At 41.3% G+C, this 20152-nt stretch carries 21 protein-coding genes; 18 read left to right on the forward strand and 3 right to left on the reverse strand.

Translation table 11 applies throughout. From position 1 onward, the window contains the following. Positions 1–38: 38 nt before the first annotated feature. From Q0688_RS13175 to Q0688_RS13240, 14 genes are all read left to right on the forward strand, one after another. Positions 39–647, forward strand: a complete 609-nt coding sequence (locus tag Q0688_RS13175; RefSeq protein ID WP_299077567.1) for an energy transducer TonB — start codon at positions 39–41, stop codon at positions 645–647. A gap of 2 nt (positions 648–649) precedes the next feature. Continuing rightward, the gene (locus Q0688_RS13180; RefSeq protein ID WP_299077356.1) at positions 650–1969 is read left to right on the forward strand and encodes a tetratricopeptide repeat protein; all 1320 of its coding nucleotides are present in this window, start codon (positions 650–652) and stop codon (positions 1967–1969) included. Positions 1970–2072: 103 nt separating this feature from the next. Next, complete coding sequence (locus Q0688_RS13185) at positions 2073–2984, forward strand: hydrogen peroxide-inducible genes activator (protein WP_299077360.1); 912 nt, start codon at positions 2073–2075, stop codon at positions 2982–2984. Positions 2985–3081: 97 nt separating this feature from the next. Then, the gene (locus tag Q0688_RS13190; RefSeq protein WP_299077363.1) at positions 3082–3624 is read left to right on the forward strand and encodes a sigma-70 family RNA polymerase sigma factor; all 543 of its coding nucleotides are present in this window, start codon (positions 3082–3084) and stop codon (positions 3622–3624) included. After that, positions 3617–4300: a hypothetical protein gene (locus Q0688_RS13195; protein WP_299077366.1), complete on the forward strand. Its 684-nt coding sequence runs from the start codon at positions 3617–3619 to the stop codon at positions 4298–4300. The genes Q0688_RS13190 and Q0688_RS13195 overlap by 8 nt, the downstream gene beginning before the upstream one ends. Before the next feature lie 10 nt (positions 4301–4310). Then, complete coding sequence (locus Q0688_RS13200) at positions 4311–5258, forward strand: hypothetical protein (protein ID WP_299077369.1); 948 nt, start codon at positions 4311–4313, stop codon at positions 5256–5258. Between the two features lie 212 nt (positions 5259–5470). Continuing rightward, positions 5471–6595, forward strand: coding sequence for a beta-ketoacyl-ACP synthase III (locus Q0688_RS13205; protein ID WP_299077372.1), 1125 nt, complete (start codon positions 5471–5473; stop codon positions 6593–6595). Positions 6596–6605: 10 nt separating this feature from the next. Further along, positions 6606–8624: an XrtA/PEP-CTERM system histidine kinase PrsK gene (gene prsK, locus Q0688_RS13210; RefSeq protein ID WP_299077375.1), complete on the forward strand. Its 2019-nt coding sequence runs from the start codon at positions 6606–6608 to the stop codon at positions 8622–8624. A gap of 38 nt (positions 8625–8662) precedes the next feature. Then, positions 8663–10021, forward strand: a complete 1359-nt coding sequence (gene prsR / locus Q0688_RS13215) for a PEP-CTERM-box response regulator transcription factor (protein ID WP_299077378.1) — start codon at positions 8663–8665, stop codon at positions 10019–10021. 30 nt (positions 10022–10051) lie between these two features. Further along, positions 10052–10432, forward strand: coding sequence for a CidA/LrgA family protein (locus tag Q0688_RS13220; RefSeq protein ID WP_299077381.1), 381 nt, complete (start codon positions 10052–10054; stop codon positions 10430–10432). Between the two features lie 10 nt (positions 10433–10442). Continuing rightward, positions 10443–11156, forward strand: coding sequence for an LrgB family protein (locus Q0688_RS13225; RefSeq protein WP_299077384.1), 714 nt, complete (start codon positions 10443–10445; stop codon positions 11154–11156). Between the two features lie 84 nt (positions 11157–11240). Beyond that, the gene (locus Q0688_RS13230; RefSeq protein WP_299077387.1) at positions 11241–12950 is read left to right on the forward strand and encodes a DUF1566 domain-containing protein; all 1710 of its coding nucleotides are present in this window, start codon (positions 11241–11243) and stop codon (positions 12948–12950) included. 1 nt (position 12951) lies between these two features. Then, positions 12952–13452 (forward strand): DUF1566 domain-containing protein, encoded by a 501-nt coding sequence (locus Q0688_RS13235; RefSeq protein WP_299077391.1) that lies wholly within the window; start codon positions 12952–12954, stop codon positions 13450–13452. An 89-nt stretch (positions 13453–13541) separates the two neighbouring features. After that, positions 13542–14324, forward strand: a complete 783-nt coding sequence (locus tag Q0688_RS13240; protein WP_299077394.1) for a YggN family protein — start codon at positions 13542–13544, stop codon at positions 14322–14324. A 19-nt stretch (positions 14325–14343) separates the two neighbouring features. On the opposite strand, the gene hemW is transcribed toward Q0688_RS13240, so the two are convergent. The 3 genes from hemW to srmB are packed head-to-tail and all read right to left on the reverse strand — an operon-like array spanning position 14344 to position 17389. Beyond that, a complete protein-coding gene (gene hemW, locus Q0688_RS13245; RefSeq protein WP_299077396.1) occupies positions 14344–15507 on the reverse strand; it encodes a radical SAM family heme chaperone HemW in 1164 nt (387 codons plus the stop codon). A gap of 4 nt (positions 15508–15511) precedes the next feature. Next, positions 15512–16129, reverse strand: a complete 618-nt coding sequence (locus tag Q0688_RS13250; RefSeq protein WP_299077399.1) for an XTP/dITP diphosphatase — start codon at positions 16127–16129, stop codon at positions 15512–15514. Beyond that, positions 16130–17389, reverse strand: a complete 1260-nt coding sequence (gene srmB / locus Q0688_RS13255) for an ATP-dependent RNA helicase SrmB (RefSeq protein ID WP_299077402.1) — start codon at positions 17387–17389, stop codon at positions 16130–16132. A 416-nt stretch (positions 17390–17805) separates the two neighbouring features. On the opposite strand from srmB, the gene Q0688_RS13260 reads away from it, so the two are divergent. The 4 genes from Q0688_RS13260 (at position 17806) to Q0688_RS13275 (ending at position 20086) form a co-directional block, all read left to right on the forward strand. Further along, positions 17806–18093, forward strand: coding sequence for a ferritin-like domain-containing protein (locus Q0688_RS13260; RefSeq protein ID WP_299077405.1), 288 nt, complete (start codon positions 17806–17808; stop codon positions 18091–18093). Positions 18094–18561: 468 nt separating this feature from the next. Then, positions 18562–18957 carry a YciI family protein gene (locus Q0688_RS13265; protein ID WP_299077408.1) on the forward strand — a complete coding sequence of 132 codons (396 nt, stop codon included), beginning with the start codon at positions 18562–18564 and terminating at the stop codon, positions 18955–18957. 138 nt (positions 18958–19095) lie between these two features. Further along, a complete protein-coding gene (locus Q0688_RS13270) occupies positions 19096–19623 on the forward strand; it encodes a hypothetical protein (RefSeq protein ID WP_299077410.1) in 528 nt (175 codons plus the stop codon). 61 nt (positions 19624–19684) lie between these two features. Further along, a complete protein-coding gene (locus tag Q0688_RS13275) occupies positions 19685–20086 on the forward strand; it encodes a GFA family protein (RefSeq protein ID WP_299077413.1) in 402 nt (133 codons plus the stop codon). Positions 20087–20152: the final 66 nt, after the last annotated feature.

Consider the following 20152-nt stretch of genomic DNA (forward strand, 5'->3'; position numbering starts at 1 on the left):
CCGTTATGTCCCATGGGATTAAAACATGGCCTCAGACTATCTCAAGGCTCGCTGTTGCATTAATTGTTGCCGCAGTGGTGACCTTAGGTTTGTTTTATTTGATGCAATCGCTCATTCAAAGTGGTGGCAGTGCGTTAACTGATGCCCCTAAAGGCAGTGTTTTGGATTTTGTCCGCGTGAAAAAAGAACAGGCCGCGCAAAAGAAAGATCGCAAACCCAAAAAGCCACCTAAGCCTAAACAACCGCCACCGGATATGGCACCGCCACAAATGCAAACACCTAATCCCGATGCAGCCACTGGTGGCATGGACTTTGGTGCGGATGTGGCGGCCGATATTTCACTCGATGGTGGTCTGGCATTGGCATCTGGAGACGGTGAGTTTTTACCAATAGTGCGAGTAGCAGCGGTCTATCCAAGACGTGCGTTACAGCGGGGCATTGAAGGTTTTGTTGATGTGGAGTTTACCGTATCAAAACTGGGAACCGTTAAAGATCCCAAAGTGACACAAGCATCACCACAAGGCATTTTTGAACAAGCGGCACTGGATGCCACCTTAAAATATAAATACAAACCGCGCGTCGTTAACGGCGAACCCATGGCAGTGTCTGGGGTAGAAGTGCGGGTTAAATTCGAACTGGGAGGCTAACCATGGCAATGCACACAATCTTACTAAAATTAGCGCCTGTCTTGATGACAGGTATTCTACTGGCGAGTGTACAGGTGAGTGCTGTGCAAGCAGAACAATCAACAGTAGAGCGCAAAACCAAACGTGTGCCTACCTTGCGCTCAAAAGTATACGACCAATTGTCTCGCGCCCAAAGTTTGGCGGATGGGGGCGATCAAGCCGCAGCGTTTGAGGTATTGGATAGAGTAAAGTCTAAAGCCAGTTCAATGAATAGTTATGAACAGGCCATGTTGTATAACTTTTATGGCTTTATTCATTACGAAGCTGAAAATTACGATCAAGCTATTGCTGCGTTTGAAAATGTGGTGCAGCAACAACCCATTCCAGAAACCTTCGAACAGGCAACTTTGTTTAGTTTGGCGCAATTACACATGATGCGCGGCAATTTTGATAAAGCCATTACCAAAATAGAGCAATGGGAAAATATTCAAAAGGCACTTCATCCCACTAAAGAAGTCCCTGCTAAAAACTTGGTGCTTAAAGCCCAAGCCATGTATCAAAAGCAAGATTATGCCGCGGCCTCTCAATATATCAATGCGGCTGTTACGCAAGTCGAAAGCAACGACTTAGGCTTTCAAGTGGATGAACAATGGTATGTATTACAGCGCGCAGTGTACTTTGAGCTAAAACAACCCGAACAAGTAAAAGATGTATTGCTTAAATTAGTCAAAAAATTTGAAGCGCCAAAATACTGGTTACAACTTGCCGGTATGTATGGCGAGCTTGGACAAGAACAGAAACAATTGGCCATAATGGAAATTGCTCAGCAAAAAAGTTTTGTTGCAACGGGCGCTGATATGTTCAATTTGGCGCAACTTTATTATTATCACCAAATGCCATACAAAGCCGCCGCAATCATGCAAGAAGCGTTAGATGCCGGCAAATTACCCGAAGATGAGCGAAATTTAACCTTTTTAGCCCAGTCTTGGAACTTTGCTAAAGAAACCCAAAAAGCCATTCCTGTGATGTTAGCCGCCGCTAAATTATCAGCAACAGGTGATTTATATGCCCAGCTTGGTCAAATGTACCTCAACATGGACAACTGGGAGCAGGCGATTGCCGCATCACAACAAGCCTTAGAAAAAGGCGATTTACGTAATGAAGGCATGTCGCATCTGGTAATGGGTATGGCGCAGTTTAATGTGGGCGAATACAACCAAGCACTTAATCAACTGGCAAAGGCCCAAGAATTTAACGGCAGTCGTAGCATGGCGCAGCAATGGACCAAGTATGTTGAAGGGGAAAGAAAACAATATGCTACTTTTGTTTCTGTTGGAAGTTGATAGTAAATCATCATTTGTTTATGAAAGCGCCTATATGGCGCTTTTTTTATACCCAAAACTAATCTAATATTTTATCTCTAATCGTTTTTATGGATGAATAACAATGAAATGGCCCAACCTAAAGCATCTTCACTACTTAGTTGTATTACACCAAGAACAGCATTTTCACCGCGCCGCAAAGCACTGCCATGTGAGTCAATCTACATTAAGTACGGCGGTACAGAATCTTGAAGAGCTATTTGGTGCTCAGTTGTTGGAGCGAGATCATAAAAACTTTGTCTTTACCCCTTTTGGTATAGAGTTGGTTGAACGCAGCAAGGCCTTACTAGTAGACGCTCATGAATTGATGGATTTCGCGCAAAGTGCCGGTAATTGGCAAGCTGGCAACCTCAAAATTGGGGTTATTCCCACCATTGCGCCTTTTATATTTGAAGGTTTGATTAATACCGTGAAACAACATCTGCCTGATATTCGATTGCAACTGCAAGAAGACACCACGGCTAACTTGTTAACCCAACTCAATGAAGGCGGGTTAGATCTCCTTATTTTGGCCTTACCTATAGATACACCCGGTTGTAAACAATTGATTTTAGGTCACGACCCTTTTCATTTAATAGCCCACAATGATCTATTAAAAACTAAAAATCAGCCCCTGAATGTGTCTGATTTACCAAAGCAAAGTATTTTCTTACTGCAACAAGAACATTGCATGACCGGACATGCGGTAAGTGCTTGTGGTTTACAACATAGTGAACAAGTGAGTACGCTGGCAGCCAGCAGTTTGTACACCTTAGTACAACTTGCTAACAGTAAACTGGGATATACTTTTATGCCGGAATTGGCTATTCATAATAATATTTTGCTTAATACCCCTTTGGTCGCTATGCCCGCTGAAGATAAAGCCTATCGCGAAATCGGAATGGTATGGCGAAGTGGTACTACACGAGTCAGATTATTTCGTTATTTGGCAGAATTAGTCGCACCGCTCATGCCAATGAATACTTTGATCCGTTAATATCTAAATTATTTTTGTAAAAAATAAACTTTTTGATTTTGTCCCTCGACTTTATGTATGAAAAGGGAAAACGCCCTCTATCTGGGAACTAATAAAAGTGTTTGAGAAAACCGATGAACAGTTAATAGCAAAAGCACTGCGAGGCAATAAATCGGCCTGGATGAGTTTGTTAAAACGCTATGAAAAACAAATATACAATTACGGCATGCGCATGACGGGGAAAAACGAAGATGCACTGGATTTGATGCAAGAGGTGTTTATATCGGTGTTTCGTAATTTGTCGAGTTACCGAAATGAGGGCAGCTTCAAGAGTTGGATGTTTCGCATTGCCCATTTTCGTTGCATAGAATTTTACAGGCGCAAGAAACCCATGCAGGGCTTAGATGATGCCCCAGAGATTGAAAGTGAAGCAATCAGCGCCGCAGATAGCATTCACACATCTCAGGAAAACAAACAGTTAATTAGCGCCATGCAACAACTGCCGCTGGCACAAAAAGCAGTGGTGGAATTAAAGTTTTTTGGGCAATTTACTTTCGATGAAATTGCCGAGCAAATGGGGATTTCAGCCAATACGGCCAAGTCGCGCTTATATGGTGCATTAGATAAATTGAAAAGCTTAATGGAGGTTGAGTATGCCTGAATATACCGCACAATCAGATAGATCTAAATTAAGTAACGAGCAGTTGCTTGGGCTGTGGGCAGAACAGCAACTGTCTTCACAACAACAAAAGGTATTTGAACAGCGCTGCCTAGACGATAGTGATTTTGCTAAACAAGTTGAGGCATTTAACTTGTTTTCAATGCAAACAGATCATTACCAGTCTATGGATGTGCCTAATTGGGATAGAGACAGCTCATTTGATATGCCAGATAAAGCAAAATGGTGGCAATGGCAAGGACTACCTACCTTATCTTTTGCTACTTCTTTGTGCGCTATTGTAATGGTGTTATCGGGATTGCAAGTCCATACCGATAACGGCGCCATGACCATTAGTTTTGCCCCTAAGCAAAATCAACAGGATATCGATAAGTTAGTGAATGACCGTTTGGTTGAATTTCAGCAATCGCAACAACTGGCATTAACAACCTATACCCAAAATTTGCAGCAACAGCAATTAGATACCAGCACCCAACTGACTCAATATCTGTTAGAAGCAAGCCGTCAAGAAAGGCGCGAGGACTTTGCTGAATTAATCAAGTATGTGAACCAGCAACGAGGCGATGATCAATTGTTTTATGCCCGTCAACTAAATCAATTGCAACAAGATATATATGCCCAGCCTGAGTTATCAGGTACCGGCAACATTAACGAGTAAGGAAGTAATCATGAAGTTATCCATTAAAAAAACGTTTTTAGCTTTAGCGTTTAGCAGCTTAGCTATGAGTTCATCTCTAGCCCAAAATAGTGCAACCAATATGAAAGAAATACGCAATGAGGTGGGCATCATGCTCAATATTTTACAAGCCTCGTTGAAACAGCAAAGTTCTAAAAAAAATATGCGTTTTAAGGCCCATGCTGTTTTTTATCTCGCTAATCAAGGTGTAGTGTTTGAAATTGGCAGTAGTCGACGTGGCGGTAATTGGTTTGATATTGATTTAGGTGGGTTAAATGACTTAATGAGCAATCTTCCTATTGCATCGAGTTCCCGTAATATGAGTGAAGATGAACTTAATATTAATATAAATGAAAATGAAATCGAAAGAATGGTCAAAAACTTTGTCACACATGGGGATGATTATGATGATGATTTTAGTGACAAAATGCGTGATTTAAATGACGAACAACGAGATGTAGATTGGGAGAAAAGGGAGCTTGAACGAACTCGACGAGACTTAGATTTTGAAAAAAGAAATGCAGACTCGGATCGTCGCAAAGAAATAGTCAAAGAAATGGCCAAGTTAAATAAGGAAGTGACAAAACTAGAAGCCAAAAAAGCGGAATTACAGAAGTTTCACAATGAATTAGAGGCGCAGCGTAACCAAGAAATGGTTAATCGTCGGGCTGTGAAGAAAAAGCTATACAAAGAATCACTTGCTATATTTGAGGATACCATTGGCGATATGCTGTGCCGTTACGGTGCAGGGCTGCGCTCTTTAGCTGATGACGAGAATATTACATTCTTATTATCTGATTTTATTGATGCGGATGATGATAGTGTCATCAGATCTCACGACAAAGTGTATGTATTCAAAAATAAAGATGTTAACGACTGTGTTACCGGTAAATCGGATAAAAATAAATTGCTAGCGGCGGCTAATAGTTACATCTTCTAGTTAAAACCATTTTGCCCCAATTAACTTGCTAGTCATACAAAGTGGCTAGTTATTATATGCGGATTGGTAACCCTAAGGTTAGTTGCAAAATTTATTGTTCTAAAAAGTCAGCTTCAAGCTGACTTTTTTATTACAAACCGATAAGCTAGCAAAATATCAGCCACATTAATGTTATGTCAATGTGGCCCAAAATATTTTAGTTAGGACGATACATGACACCTTCTGTAGTAATTAGCGGTTCTGGATTATGGAAACCCGATCATAGCATTAGCAATGAAGAACTTGTCGAAGCATACAACGCTTATGCTGAACAGTTTAATCAGCAAAATCAACAAGCAATTGAGCAAGGAGAATGTGCATCTAAACCCTTATCAAGTGCCGAGTTTATTGAGAAAGCTTCGGGTATCAAAAGTCGGTATATTTATATCAAAGACGGGGTGTTAGATATAAACAGAATGCGCCCCAATATTCCTGAGCGTTCAGAAGACGCGTTGTCTGATCAAGCCGAAATAGCCATTCATGCTGCTAAAGATGCCTTAAAGTCGGCCAATAAGACCCCTGAAGATATTGATGTGGTTATTGTGTCTTGTGCCTATACCCAAAGATCGTACCCAGCTTTAGCCATTGAAGTGCAAGGTGCCTTAGGTATCAAAGGCTTTGCCTTCGATATGCTAGTCGCCTGCTCTGCGGCGACCTTCGCCTTACATCGTGCTTATGAAATGATAGCGGCGGGTACCGCAAAGTCTGTTTTAGTCATCAATCCAGAGTTAACCTCTCCACAAGTGAACTATTGTGATCGCGATAGCCATTTTATCTTTGGTGATGTAGCCACAGCTATGGTGGTAGAAAGTGCTGATACCGCTGATTCAGAGCATATGTTTGAAATTATGAGTACCAAAGCGGTGACTCAATACTCCAGTAATATTCGTTCGAATTTTGGTTATGTAAGCCGCGCTAATGATGCCGACCCATTTGCTGCTGACAAACTGTTTCATCAACAAGGGCGTAAAGTTTTCAAAGAAGTCTGCCCTATGGCGGTGGAACATATTTCTGAGCATTTAAGTCGCCATCAGCTAAATTCAGATGATGTTTCCAGATGGTGGTTACATCAGGCTAACATCAACATGAATACTCTTATCAGTCGTAAACTACTCGACAGACAACCTTCATTAGAAGAGGCGCCTATAGTATTAGATACTTTTGCAAATACCGCTTCTGCTGGCTCAATTATCGCATTTTGTTTAAATCACAAAGATTTAAACTCCGGTGATGTTGGCTTGCTGTGTTCGTTTGGGGCAGGGTATTCAATCGGTAGTCTAGTCATAAAAAAACGATAGAGGGCTCACTATGATCGCAACAGTTGGTTATGCAATCAGTGCCCTTGGTTATGCTTTTTTATTGTTGCTGCTGCTAACTGTTCGAAAATCTGGATTAGCGAAATACCTGTTAATTCTTGCTACAGGTGCTACTTGTTTTTGGTCTATTTGTCCTTTTATCTTTGCACCGTTTTCCCTCGATAAGCTTATTCTTTTCGATAACATTAAAAATTTGTTCTGGTTGCTGTTTTTAGCGTCATGCCTAAAAGACAACTTTACAAACATTGTCGAAGTACTCGCTCGAAAAGAAACTTGGTTGATTTTACTTCTCCCTATAACGGCTATTATTTTACCTTTTTTAGGTGTGAATGATGAATCTTGGTGGTTTCTTTTACAAACCGTAATACCTTTGCAAGTACTTGTATTACTTGAAGTTATTTATCGTCAGTCGGGTGACAATAAGTGGTCTTTAAAACCACTAATCATCTATTTGGCAGTCACCAGTATTTTTGAATTTGTGACTTTTGCGAATGCTTTGATGGTGGAACAAATTCATATCAATTACATCACAGCAAGAGGGTACATTTACACCGCCATGATCCCGTTTTTAGTGCTGGCCATTAGACGGGTCAAAAATTGGGGAGTAGAAATTTATATTTCCCGAGACGTAGTGATGCATAGCACCTTGTTGATGGTAGCAGGTGGTTATTTATTTGTGATGGCGCTGCTTGGTTATGCCGTTAAGTACTTTGGAGGCCAATGGGGAGCGACAATCCAAATAGTGCTTATTGCTTTGTCTTTGGCGTTGTTGGTCACTTTGTTTCTTTCTTTAAGTTTTCGCACCAAAATAAAGGTATTTATTACCAAACACTTTTTCGCCAATCAATTTGACTACAGACAAGAGTGGCTAAGGCTCACAGATTGTCTCAATACCAAAGAGGCAGATGGTAATGTTTATGCAACAGCACTACGAGGTCTTACTCAGGCAATTGATTACCAAACGGGTAGTTTTATTCAGATCCAGAATGGCGAATTAAAAATGCTGGCACACATCGATATGCCAGATTTAAGTGATGCCGAGCAAAGTGTGCTGTTCGAGTTTTGTGCTTTTTTTAAAGCAAAAAATTGGATCATTGATATGGATGAGCTCAGAACAAAACCCTATGTTTACGAAGGACTGAAGGTCAACCATGGCTTGCTCAATAGCGTCACGTTTCAGTTGGTTATTCCCATCTATAAAGAGCAAGAATTTTGGGGCTTGGTAGCTATGCAGGGTTCAGAGAACACCAGCAAAAAACTTAATTGGGAATTAAGGGATTATTTAACTGCGGTCAACGCTCAAATTTCGAATTTTTTGTTTCATCACCAGGCGGCAGAAGAGCTTGCAGAAAATGCACAATTTGCCGCATTTACTCGTATGTCAGCTTTCATCGTGCATGATTTAAAAAATGTATTGGCACAGATTGACCTGATTTTATCAAATGCCGAACAACACAAAGATAATCCCGAATTTATAGCGGATACCTTTGAGACCTTAGAGCATACTAAGGCTAGAATGGATAAAATGCTGCTGCAATTAACCGAAAAAAACGCCTCTCAAAATGGCTCTGATAGTTTAGTTTGCTTATCAGAGTGTATTAAATTGGTAGTGGAACAAAGATGTGCATCTTATTTACCTGAGCCTAAAGTCATTGTCAGCAGTGAAACTCAAGTTGTTTTAGACAAAGACAAGTTTAGCAATGTGGTCTATCACTTAGTAAGCAATGCCCAGCAAGCCACAAGTGACGATGGTAAAGTTGAAATTTTTATAGAATTATCTGTCGATGAGAAACATATGTTGATCAATATTGTGGACACGGGCTGCGGTATGAGCGAAGATTTTATCCAAACACGTTTGTTCAAGCCTTTTGATACGACTAAGGGTAACGCTGGTATGGGCATTGGTGCATTTGATGCTAAGGCCTTCCTAGAAAAAATAGGTGGCCATTTATTGGTGAAAAGTGAGTTACAAAAAGGTACTACATTCACATTACGCATTCCAACTAACTAGGACAAAAGGCCCTAGATTAAAACAAAGGATTTTGACAAATGGATAAGATTTTGGTCGTTGATGACGATTTAGGGATCCAAAAACAATTAAAGTGGAGCTTTTCGGGCTACGAGGTTATTTTTGCTGAAGACAGGGCCTCTGCCATCGCGCAATTAAGGCGTTTTGAGCCTAAAGTTGTCACCTTAGATTTAGGCTTACCACCGGATCCCAGTAATGCCACAGAAGGGTTAGCCACCTTAGAAGAAATATTAGCCTTAGCTCCTCAAACCAAAGTCATTGTGGTAACAGGCAACAATGATAAGACCAATGCTTTAAAAGCGGTCAATTTAGGTGCCTATGATTTTTATCAAAAACCCATAGACTCAGATACTATTCAAATATTGGTAAGCCGTGCTATCAACCTGTTTGACTTAGAATTGGAAAATCGTCATCTAGCTAAAGTGGCGCCTTCAATGGATAAGATCATTGGCCAAAGCGAAGAACTTCTAGCAGCAAGTAAAAAAGCCGAGCGTATCGCCCAAACAGACATCAGTACCTTATTACTGGGCGAAAGTGGTACAGGTAAAGAAGTGTTTGCCCGCAGTATTCATGAACATAGTTTGCGCAAAGATGAAGCTTTTGTGGCAATTAACTGCGCCTCTATTCCAGAAAACTTACTCGAAAGTGAACTGTTTGGGTATGAAAAAGGTGCTTTTACTGGTGCCAATAAAACCACCCCCGGCAAAATAGAAAGTGCCCAAGACGGTACCTTGTTTTTAGATGAAATTGGCGACATGCCAATAGGTTTGCAAGCTAAGATGCTACGTTTTTTACAAGAGCGTGTAATTGAACGAGTGGGAGGGCGAACCGAAATTCCAGTTAATATTAGAGTGATATGCGCTACCCATAGAGATATTCCCACTATGGTAGCCGAACAAACTTTTCGTGAAGATTTGTTTTACCGCGTAGGAGAGATCAGTATTCTCATTCCCCCTCTTAGAGCGCGGGACAATGACGTAGTACTGTTAGCTAAAACTTTCTTGGTTCAATATAATTCTGAGTTTAAAACTAAACTAAAAGGGTTTAGTGAATCGGCGATTAAAGCCATGAAGCAACATCAATGGCCAGGAAATATTCGTGAACTTCAAAACAAACTTAAATCAGCAGTCATTATGGCAGAAGGCTCTCATATTCAAGCCGAGGACTTGAATTTAATGGTGCGTGATGATGCTCCAAGTATCGATACACTGAATTTAAGAGAAGTACGAGAGCAAGCCGAGAGTCGCGCTATTCGCAACGCTTTTTTGGTGGCAGAACACAATATGTCCAAAACCGCTGAATTACTAGGTGTTACGCGACCCACCTTATATTCTCTTATTGAAAAATATCATTTAGAAGATGTTAAAACTGGCACCTAGCTGCATGACTTGGCCTAGGTTGATTTTATTGTGTTAAAAAACAATGTTGTACAATCAACTTTGGCTGTTTTTACGCTTATTTTGTTTTGGTGGTTGGGATATGCACTAAGTCACTTTATAGCGTTACCTCCTGCATTACTTGGCCTGTTACTACTATTCTTCGCCCTAGTGATTTTGCGACGGGTGCCTACAGCCCTAGAAAACGTTAGTCAATTTTGCTTAAAACACCTATCTCTATTTTTTATCTCCCCTTTAGTGGCCGCTTGGTTTTATGCCGACCAGCTAGGTGAGCAGTTATGGTTGTTTTTGTTTGGCATAGTGCTGAGTACTTTTATTAGTTTGTGGATAACCTCGTGGTTAGGACAACGTTTCTTTGGCAAGTTAGACGAATCAGCTAAGCAGGACGACTAAGATAAATACCATGAACCAGCAGTCATTATTGTCCTTCTTCACTGTTATGGAACTCATATGGATCTTAGGTACGGTACTGGCGTACGGGTTGGCGCTGGGGGCTTTTAAATATGTTGGGCACAATATGGTGTTCCATCCCATAGTAGTAGGTGCAATTTTGATTACTGGGATCTGTGCTGTGAGTGACACGCCACATCTTGCGTATCAGGGGTATGTGAGCCCTATTAACTGGTTGCTTGGACCCGTTACTGTGGCATTGGCCATTCCTTTGTATCGGCAAATTAAACAGATAATGACCACTGGTATAAGAGGGATCTGGGTGATTGTCATCGGTGGATTCATGGCACCTTTGATTGCCTTCATTTGCTTGAATAGCCTGGAGTTTTCTGACCCAGTTAGAATGTCGGTACTTACCAAATCAATCACTACCCCCTTGGCAATGGATACCGCAAAAATGATAGGTGGTTTACCCGAACTTGCCGCTGCTGTCGTTGTGTTTACTGGCATCATAGGCGTGATGTTTAGCCAAATGATTTTTAAGCTTACAGGTTGTAAAGATCCTCGAGCGAAAGGCTTAGCTTTAGGCACTGTATCTCATGCAATTGGCACCGCTAGGGCGCATCAGTTAGATGCAAAAATAGGGGCTTTTTCGACTATGGCGTTATGCGTTAATGGCATACTCACCGCCATAATATTGCCCGTTGCTTTTATGTTGCTGGGTTAAATGCCACTTGCCAATCTAATGACGTTCTACTGGCGCATAAATTGCTTATCATTTTCTTTTGTCTAAAAAGGTAAACGATTGTTCATGGCTATTATCCACAATAAAAAATTTCTGATTGTTTGCTGTGTTTTATCTTTTTTAGGGGGGTGCTCTGGCAGTACCCTCGACAGTGAGACTGACGCTCCTGCTCCTAAAGTCTTGGTGAATGCTGGAGGTGACGTGTCAGTTGATGAACAAAGCACTGTTATTTTGAACGTACAAGCGAGTGGCCAAACCGATGAACTGCGCTATTCATGGAGCGTAACACCCGACCTTCCAATAGTGCAGGAGGATGATACTTTAGGCACAGCTAGCTTTATCGCACCTAGCACTAGTGAAGTGATGACCTATACCTTTAGAGTTGATGTGACAGATGCTTCTGGCAATAGAGGCAGTGACACTGTGGTATATCAAGTTAATCCAGTGAATGCTTCTCCCCTTGCCATTATTCAGGTCAGTCCATTGTTAGGGGACCCTAGTATGCCATTTCCCGCGGGTTTTGACATAGTACTCGATGCCTCATCAAGCGATGATATTGATAGTGTTTCGGACAGCAATCCTATTGCGGCATATTTGTGGCAACAAACGGCCGGAGAGCCGGTTTTAGGTGGCATTAGTTTGCAAGGTGATAGCCTAGCTTTTACTACACCGATTATCGCACAAGCCAACGTCATAACTATAAGCCTGACGGTCACCGACCAAGAGGGCGCCGAAGACGTGGAAACCCTGACCCTTAATATTAAAAGTGCGGGAGAAACATTACCTGTTGTGGATGCTGGGGTGGATCACGAGGTGTTTTCTGGTGAAAGCATTAACCTGTATGGCAGTGCTAGTACCTCAATCGCTGCTTCTGAGCCCTTAAGTTTTATATGGTTGAATGACTCCGAGAAAGATCCTCAAGTTGACGACTTTAATGCATTGCAAACGGCGGCTATTGCGCCGCAGGTAACAGATATAGAAACCGTTACTTTTACCCTAAGAGTAAAGGATGCGCGAGGGAATTCAGTGGATGACAGTCTAACAGTGCGGATTAAACCGTTGCCCATTCAACCTCTAAATGATACAGGGGTTATTTTACAGGCGACAAACTCCGAAATATTGAGCGATTTTCAAGGTGATTTTCCCGGTCAAGATGGACAACGTGGTCAAGATATCATCCATACCAATAACATGTCGGCAAAAGCCGGTGCCGGTAGTCAAGGATTTGATTTTACTCGATTAGATCTCATTGGCGACGAGGTAGACGATGAAACGTCTACTTGGCATTGTGTGCGGGATAACATTACTGGTTTGATTTGGGAGTCAAAGGCTAGCGGCTCAAGCAGTGGTTTACATAGTAGCAGGCACCGCTATTCTTGGTATCAAAGTAACGATGTTAATGGTTTTGATGGTGCCCAAAATGGCACGAGCACACGTTGTTCTATAGGCAACTGCAACACCGAAAATTACATCGCTGAGGTGAACTCCCAAGGTTTATGTAACTTTAGAGATTGGCGTTTACCGACTCACAATGAGTTGTTATCAATATTACATCTTGGAAAAACCACTGCACCTATGATCGATACCGATTATTTTCCTTATACTGGCACGTCCCAATCTTCTGCCCTTTGGTATTGGACCCAAGACGCGAGTGCCGACGGTATCAGTAATGAACAAGCACACAGTGCATGGGCTATAGATTTTGCTTCGGGCGATGATCATTTTTTAAATAAGATCAGCGCTGGGCGCGTTCGATTAGTTAGGGCAGGGCGTTAGTATGAAAATTGTTTGTTTTTTAGGTGTGTTTTTATCATTTTTGGTCAATAGCCAAACCTGTTTGCCTAGCTTTGACGTAAGTCTTAGCAGTGAAAAATTTGTCGATAACGGTGATGGTACGGCTACCGATCCCGCAGTGGGATTAGTATGGATGCGTTGTAGTCTCGGCCAGTCTTGGGTAAATGAAAGCTGTACAGGGGATGCCACTGAACTGACTTGGCAACAAGCCTTGCAAGCTGCCCATGGCTATGAGTTTGCTGAACAAACTGGTTGGCGCGTGCCAAACATGAAAGAACTAGCCAGTTTGACTGAGCGAAGTTGTGTACGCCCAGCCATTAATGAGTTATTTTTTCCCAATACCCCTTCTGATGATTTTTGGACTTCTACTCCTTCTGTTGTCGATGCTGAACGAGCTTGGGTTATAGCCTTCTTTAACAGCAGTAATTCTCTTAAAAATAAAGATTTGTTTGTTTTCACGCGTTTAGTACGAACTGCAGATTAACTTTAGTTTTCTCTGTCCTGTCTTATCTTATATTGCTTTTATTGTGATTAAAGGCACACTACTAGCTGATTTATGATAATCGGTAATTTATGCGTTTTTTATTTTTTACATTGTTAATTTTAAGTACTTCAGTTTTGGCCGGAACCGAATGTGAGGTGTCCCTCGATTATGGTGTGGTTGTGAACGATAGGCAGATCAGAGTTATTGGTCCAGGTGGCCGCACTGAATATCAAATTAACCATCCTTCACAACTCATTGTACAAGGTGAGTGGATTGATCTTAATAAACAACAGGCCCATGATCTTGCTGAGCTATCAACGGGAATTCACCATGTTGTACCTAAAATGATATTGCTGGCAAATGAAGGGGTGGAACTTGCTATTGAAACCATTGAGCAAGTCTATGGTGGCTTAGTCAAAGACGATGAAAGTCAGAAAAAACTGCAAAAATCCCTTAAACGTGTACAAGTTAGTGTTAAAGAAAGATTTATTCGGGCTAATGACAATTTTTATATGGGCCCTGGCAGTCTTGAGCAAGTTGATGACTTAGTCGATCGTGAGCTAGAAGAACAGCTTGAACAAGCCATTAGTACCTCTGTTGGGGGCATTTTATCCGCTATAGGGGGGCTGGTTACTAATGGCAAAGGCAGTGAAGAAAAAATTACCGCCATTGCTAAACAATTAGAAACTATGGGTGAAGAAATTGGGGAAACAGTAGGACCCAAAGCCGATAGTCTCAAACTCAAAGCACAATGGTTTTGTAATAAATTTAAAGAGTTAGATAAAGCCGAAGACAGGTTAAGAGGCTCTATAAAAGAATTGGCCCCTTATAATGTTCTACAAACAGGGACTAATGCCTATTTGGTTGAGTAGTACTGGTGCAATTTGAGCCTTATACCATCATCTCTAATAACGTATTTAAATAACGCCTACCTAAAGGTGTGACTTGCCATTCATCTTTTGATTCGATTAACAAACCGCGATTTAAGGCACTTTGTAGATTTTGTTTAGTGGCATGATCTAACCGCACTCCAGTAAAATCCGCGTAGTCCGACTTAGGGCAAGGTTCTAGTAAGCGAAAGCGATTCATAAAAAATTCAAAGGGTAAGTCTGTTGCTGGTACCACTTTTTTATCGCTAAGATAACTGCGGGTTAAATCCATATAGCCTTTAGGATGTTTAACTTTTACGGTACGAATTATCTTATTCTCATCGGCTAAAGTGATTTTTCCATGGGCGCCGCAGCCTATGCCTAAGTAGTCACCAAAACGCCAATAATTTAAGTTGTGCTGACATTGTTGCCCTTTTTGGCTGTAGGCGGAGATTTCGTATTGCTCGAATCCCGCTTGCTTTAATAGCGCATCTCCTTGCTCTTGAATGTCCCATAGTAATTCATCTTCTGGCAACTTAGGCGGCTTGGAATGAAACTGGGTATTTGGCTCTATGGTTAATTGATACCAAGACAAATGTGGCGGCTGTAGGTCAATAGCCGTGCTTAAATCAAACAATGCATCTTCTAAAGATTGTTTGGGTAAGCCATGCATCAAATCAATATTAAAACTATTTAGGCTAATATTTTTGGCAAGCTTTGCCGCTTTTAGGGCTTGATTTTCATCGTGAATACGCCCTAATGCCGATAATTTAGTCGGTTGAAAACTTTGTATGCCAATAGATATGCGAGTAATACCTGCTTTAACGTAATCGGCGAAACGCTGGCTTTCTACTGTACCGGGATTGGCTTCCATAGTGATTTCAGCATCATCCAATAAGTTGACGCGGTCTTTAACTCCATCCAAAAGCGTTTTAATGGCCTTAGCAGAAAACAAACTGGGTGTGCCGCCGCCAATAAAAATGCTGTGAACGGCTCTATTACCTACCAGTTTTGCATCCTGTTGTAAGTCATCTAACAAATGGCTGACATATTCGACTTCGGGCAATTGCTGCTGTTTTTGTCCGTGGGAATTAAAGTCACAGTAAGGGCATTTTTGAACGCACCAAGGAATATGAATATACAACGATAGGGGCGGTAGTTTTAGTAAAGTTTGCTGTGTTGGCAAGTGGTTAGCCCAGGTGATTTTGTAGTTGTGCAAGCAAGATTTTTAATGCCTTACCACGATGGCTCATTAGATTTTTCTGTGCTGCAGATAATTGCGCCGAGCTACAATTTTGCTGCTTCACCCAAAATACCGGATCGTAACCAAAACCATTTTCACCTTGTTGCTCTGTGGTGATGTCTCCGTGCCATTCGCCTTGGCAAATAATTGGTGTGGGGTCGTTTTCATGGCGCATAAAAACCAACACACATAAAAACTTGGCTTGGCGTTGATCCTTTGGAATATTGTCCATCACATCAAGTAACTTGGTGATATTGCTTTGATCCGTAGCTTGCTCGCCAGAATAACGGGCTGAGTACACCCCCGGCTCGCCACCAAGGGCGGCAACGGCTAGACCCGAGTCGTCGGCAATGGCTGGTAAACCTGTGTGTTTGGCTGCGTGGCGCGCCTTGATAATAGCATTTTCGACAAAAGTAGTGCCGGTTTCGGCTACCCCAGATACAGCAAATTCACTTTGGGGCACCACTTCGATGCCGAGAGTAGACAACATACTCGCCAGCTCTTTGACCTTACCTTTATTGCCTGTAGCCAACACCACTTTATTGATATTTTTATAATCCATCATTTAAGACTTAGGCCCTCGACCTTTCTTTTTGCGGCTTTTGATTTTAGCGGTACGTTTAGCCTTTAAAACCGCTTTTTTGGTTTTATTACTGACCTTTTTCTTGGTGGGTGGTTTAGCTTCTTTATTGGCTGGGCGCAATGCGGCAATCACCCTACGTTTAAGCACTTGCTCGGTGTAACGTTCAATTTTTGGCACTATGCCAATATCGTGCGCTTCGACCAAAGAAATTGCGGTGCCTTTGTTGCCCGCGCGACCAGTACGGCCAATGCGGTGTACATACACATCGGCAGTGCGCGGCATATCAAAGTTTATCACGTGGCTGATGTTATCTACGTCTATGCCTCTAGCCGCTACGTCTGTAGCGATTAATATTTTCACATCGCCCTTTCTAAAGCGCTCCATCGTCAGGTTGCGTTTATCCTGAGGCATTTCGCCTTGCAGCCAACAACAATCAATATCCACCGACTGTAACTGCCCGACTAAGGTCGCTAAGCGCTCCCGTGTTTTTACAAAGACAATAGCAGTTTCGACCTGCGTACTGAGGATGTGGATCAGTAACTCAAATTTATGAACGGCATTATCTGCCAAATGGATCCATTGGTGGATCACACCTTTTTCTTTACGACTTGAATTGGCTTCAAGCTCTACTGGCTCATTTAAAAGCTCATCAGAAAAACGCGCGATACCCGTGCCTTCTAATGTGGCTGAAAACAACATAGTCTGTTTACGCCAGCGCGCTTCGGCGGCAATTTGATTCACCACGGCAGAAAAACCCATGTCCAACATGCGGTCGGCTTCGTCCAAAATTAGGCATTCTATGTCACGGCAATCAAAACTTTCTTTTTCGATATGCTCAAATAAACGCCCTGGTGTGGCCACTAATATATCTAAATTTTTCTCTAGTAAGTCGCGGTCAGTGCCATAGTTAATGCCACCGGTGATAACTCCAGATGCAAGATGTGGTACATATTTGCTGATAGCTTTGGTTTGCTCAAATATTTGCAAAGCTAATTCTCGGGTAGGAGTTAGAATCAAAATCCTTGTGGAACCCGGTTGCCGCCTTGGGTAATCCAATAAAAATTGGTAAGCAGGCAATAAAAACGCCGCGGTTTTACCTGTGCCAGTAGGGGCTGAGGCTAAGATGTCTCTACCGTTCATGGCTTCTGGGATCACCAAAGATTGAATGCTGGTGGGCTCTTTGTAACCTAAATCTGCCACAGCATGGATTAAGTCATCGTCTAGTTCTAATTGGTCAAACATTTATGTGTAAGCCTTGTTTTATCGTTGGCTTGGAAATTGTGGGGGATTATAAAGCAGTGGCGATAGAAATGCTTATTGATTTTTACAATGCATTTCCAAGCTTCTGCCAAGCACATTGTTATAGAGTTGAGTGAGTTATCATAACTAGATTATTTTAAAAAGCGCATTGGGAATTGGTGTTGTTTAATTGTATTGAATGTCAGTTGGATAATAATGCAAGGCAATGGCATTAATTTCGTTTTAGAGGCTTTAAAAAGGTCACAAAATTTAGCTCAGTCGTTTATTACATCAAGTTTTCATGTTATCAATAAGCAATATAGATTAAACCACTGTGCGGCTAAGAATTTACAATTACAAGCTAATTGGTTGGATCAAAAACCAGCCACGTTCGATCACACCACTACGGAGAGAGATATATGTCAAATGAAGGTTATCATGAACCATTAGATGAATTATCAAACGAAACAAGAGATATGCATAGAGCTATTACATCCTTAATGGAAGAGCTCGAAGCCGTCGATTGGTACAATCAACGAGTTGATGCTTGTAAAGATGAAGAGTTAAAAGCAATTCTAGCTCATAATCGAGATGAAGAAAAAGAACATGCAGCAATGGTGCTGGAATGGATTAGAAGAAAAGATCCTCGTTTTGATAAAGAGCTGAAAGATTACCTTTTTACAGATAAGCCTATTGCTCATAAATAAAGTAAATAACCCGAACTCGGGATAAGGAATGTCGAAAAATACAGATTTACATTTATATTTCAAAGGCTTACTTTTATTAAAATTAATACAATTATTCAAATCATGGGTAAGTGGTGCTAGTTTTGTTCTTATCAAGGCGTTCATTATGTTGTGTAGTCACTCTACACTCATGATGAACAACGAAGATAGGGGCAAAAATAGCGCTACTTACAGGCGTTTCTTATCCCGAGTTCGGGTTAAATAACAAAGCCAATGGCCCATTTGATTGGAAGTCGTTGGCTTTCTGTTTGTGTCGATAGCGTAAGCTGTATGGAATATTCAGACATTGATTTCGCAATTGCCAAAGTGGGTTGAAGTTGGCGCTTTTGTAGTATGCAAAATATCAATTTATGGCATTGTTGTTTTCTGTAACCGGTTGCTTGTTAATTGCGATTGTCTATCGTCTATCGTCTATCGTCTATCGTGTGTATGTTAAAAGTTATAGTTAACCAAAGTGGATTAAGTATGTTCAAGAAAGCTTTTTTAATACTTTTTGTTATGCTGTTTTCTATTTCAGGAATGACAGAAGAAACAGAGAATACCAAATTTTTCATCGTTCACTTTGAAGTGGGAGACAATTGGGACAAATCACTGCCGCCGCAACAGCAACCTAAATTTCGTGAGCATTCTCAAAACCTCAATCGATTGCGAAAAGAGAAAGTGATTGTGTTTGGTGCTAGATATACAGATTTAGGCGTTATTATTGTTAAAGCTGACTCTTTGACAAAGGCCGAGGCAATGATTTCGGTGGATCCTGGCGTGCAGTCGGGGATTTTTATTTACAAAATTGAGAAGCTAAATATTTTTTATCCTTGGGAGCCCTAATTTTGTCTAATGAGACAGCCAAAATAAAGCTCTTACTTAGGTTAGACCCAAGGTGCTCTCTATAATTGGATTTTTGGCTTTCAAGTATTTAGCCACTATGAAATGTTGTTGTTAATCTAGCAGAGCCATAAGGTAAACATGCATTCAATCGACTATTCAAAATTTTCCCTCGATGAGTTATTAGACGTGAAAAGTAATATTGATAAGGCTCTTTACTCTGAACGATATAAAGCCTTGTTGAGTGAGATATCTAAGAGGGAAAAGCAAGCCCAAGCCCTGTCATTTGATATGAGTGAGAACAAGGCAATAACACCTACTCAGTTAGAGCAGGTGAATGGTCACCAATTTAATTATTTTGAGGGTGAATATCGTTGTACCTTTAAAAGGGTGATGGTGGTTAATGCAATTGGGCTGTTTTTCGGGGGCATAGTGAGTCTAATGTCCAAGGAGCCTAGCTCGGCGAGTTCGCTTGATTTTGGTTTGTTTGCTTTATTTGAATGTATGACTTTTGCTTGTTTAGTCACCACTTTGTATACAGGTAAGTCACTGTCGAATTCAGGTATTGTCAATATAAAACGTCATTATATTTACGTTACGATCTCACAAATAATGTGGAGCTACTTGTTTTTTCTAGGGTTAATTATTGGTTTAAAGCAATTTGCCTAGTGCGCGGCATAAGTTAAGGTGGTGCTATCTTGCGCTTTTGGTATCAATTAAAGGATAAGTTATGGCCATTACAGGTGAATGTTTCTGCAAAAGTGTTCAATATAAGATTGATGGTTTACTTCGTGATGCAAGGTCGTGCCATTGTTCTCGTTGCCGTAAAGCTTTTAGTTCGCAAGCATCTTCATACGCCTTAGTGAATGCTGATGAATTTAAATGGTTGCAAGGAGAAGAGTTGTTAACTAGTTACGAGTCACAACCTGATTTTGGCTTGTGCTTTTGTAGCTTATGTGGCTCAACTTTATGCGGAACGTATCAAGGTGAGGTGCATGGCGTAACCTTAGGCTGTATTAATGGCGACCCCCAAATAGAGATAGGGTACCACCTATTTGTGGGCTCTAAAGCTAGTTGGGAAGTCATTCCCGATGGTATCAAAACATACATCGAAGGCCCTCCAAAAAATTAAAGGAGGGTATTTAATAAGTAGGTTGATGTTCCGGTAACCTCATAGGGTTTATTTGGTAAAGCGTCA

The organism is uncultured Paraglaciecola sp., from assembly GCF_937123705.1.
GTDB lineage: Bacteria > Pseudomonadota > Gammaproteobacteria > Enterobacterales > Alteromonadaceae > Paraglaciecola.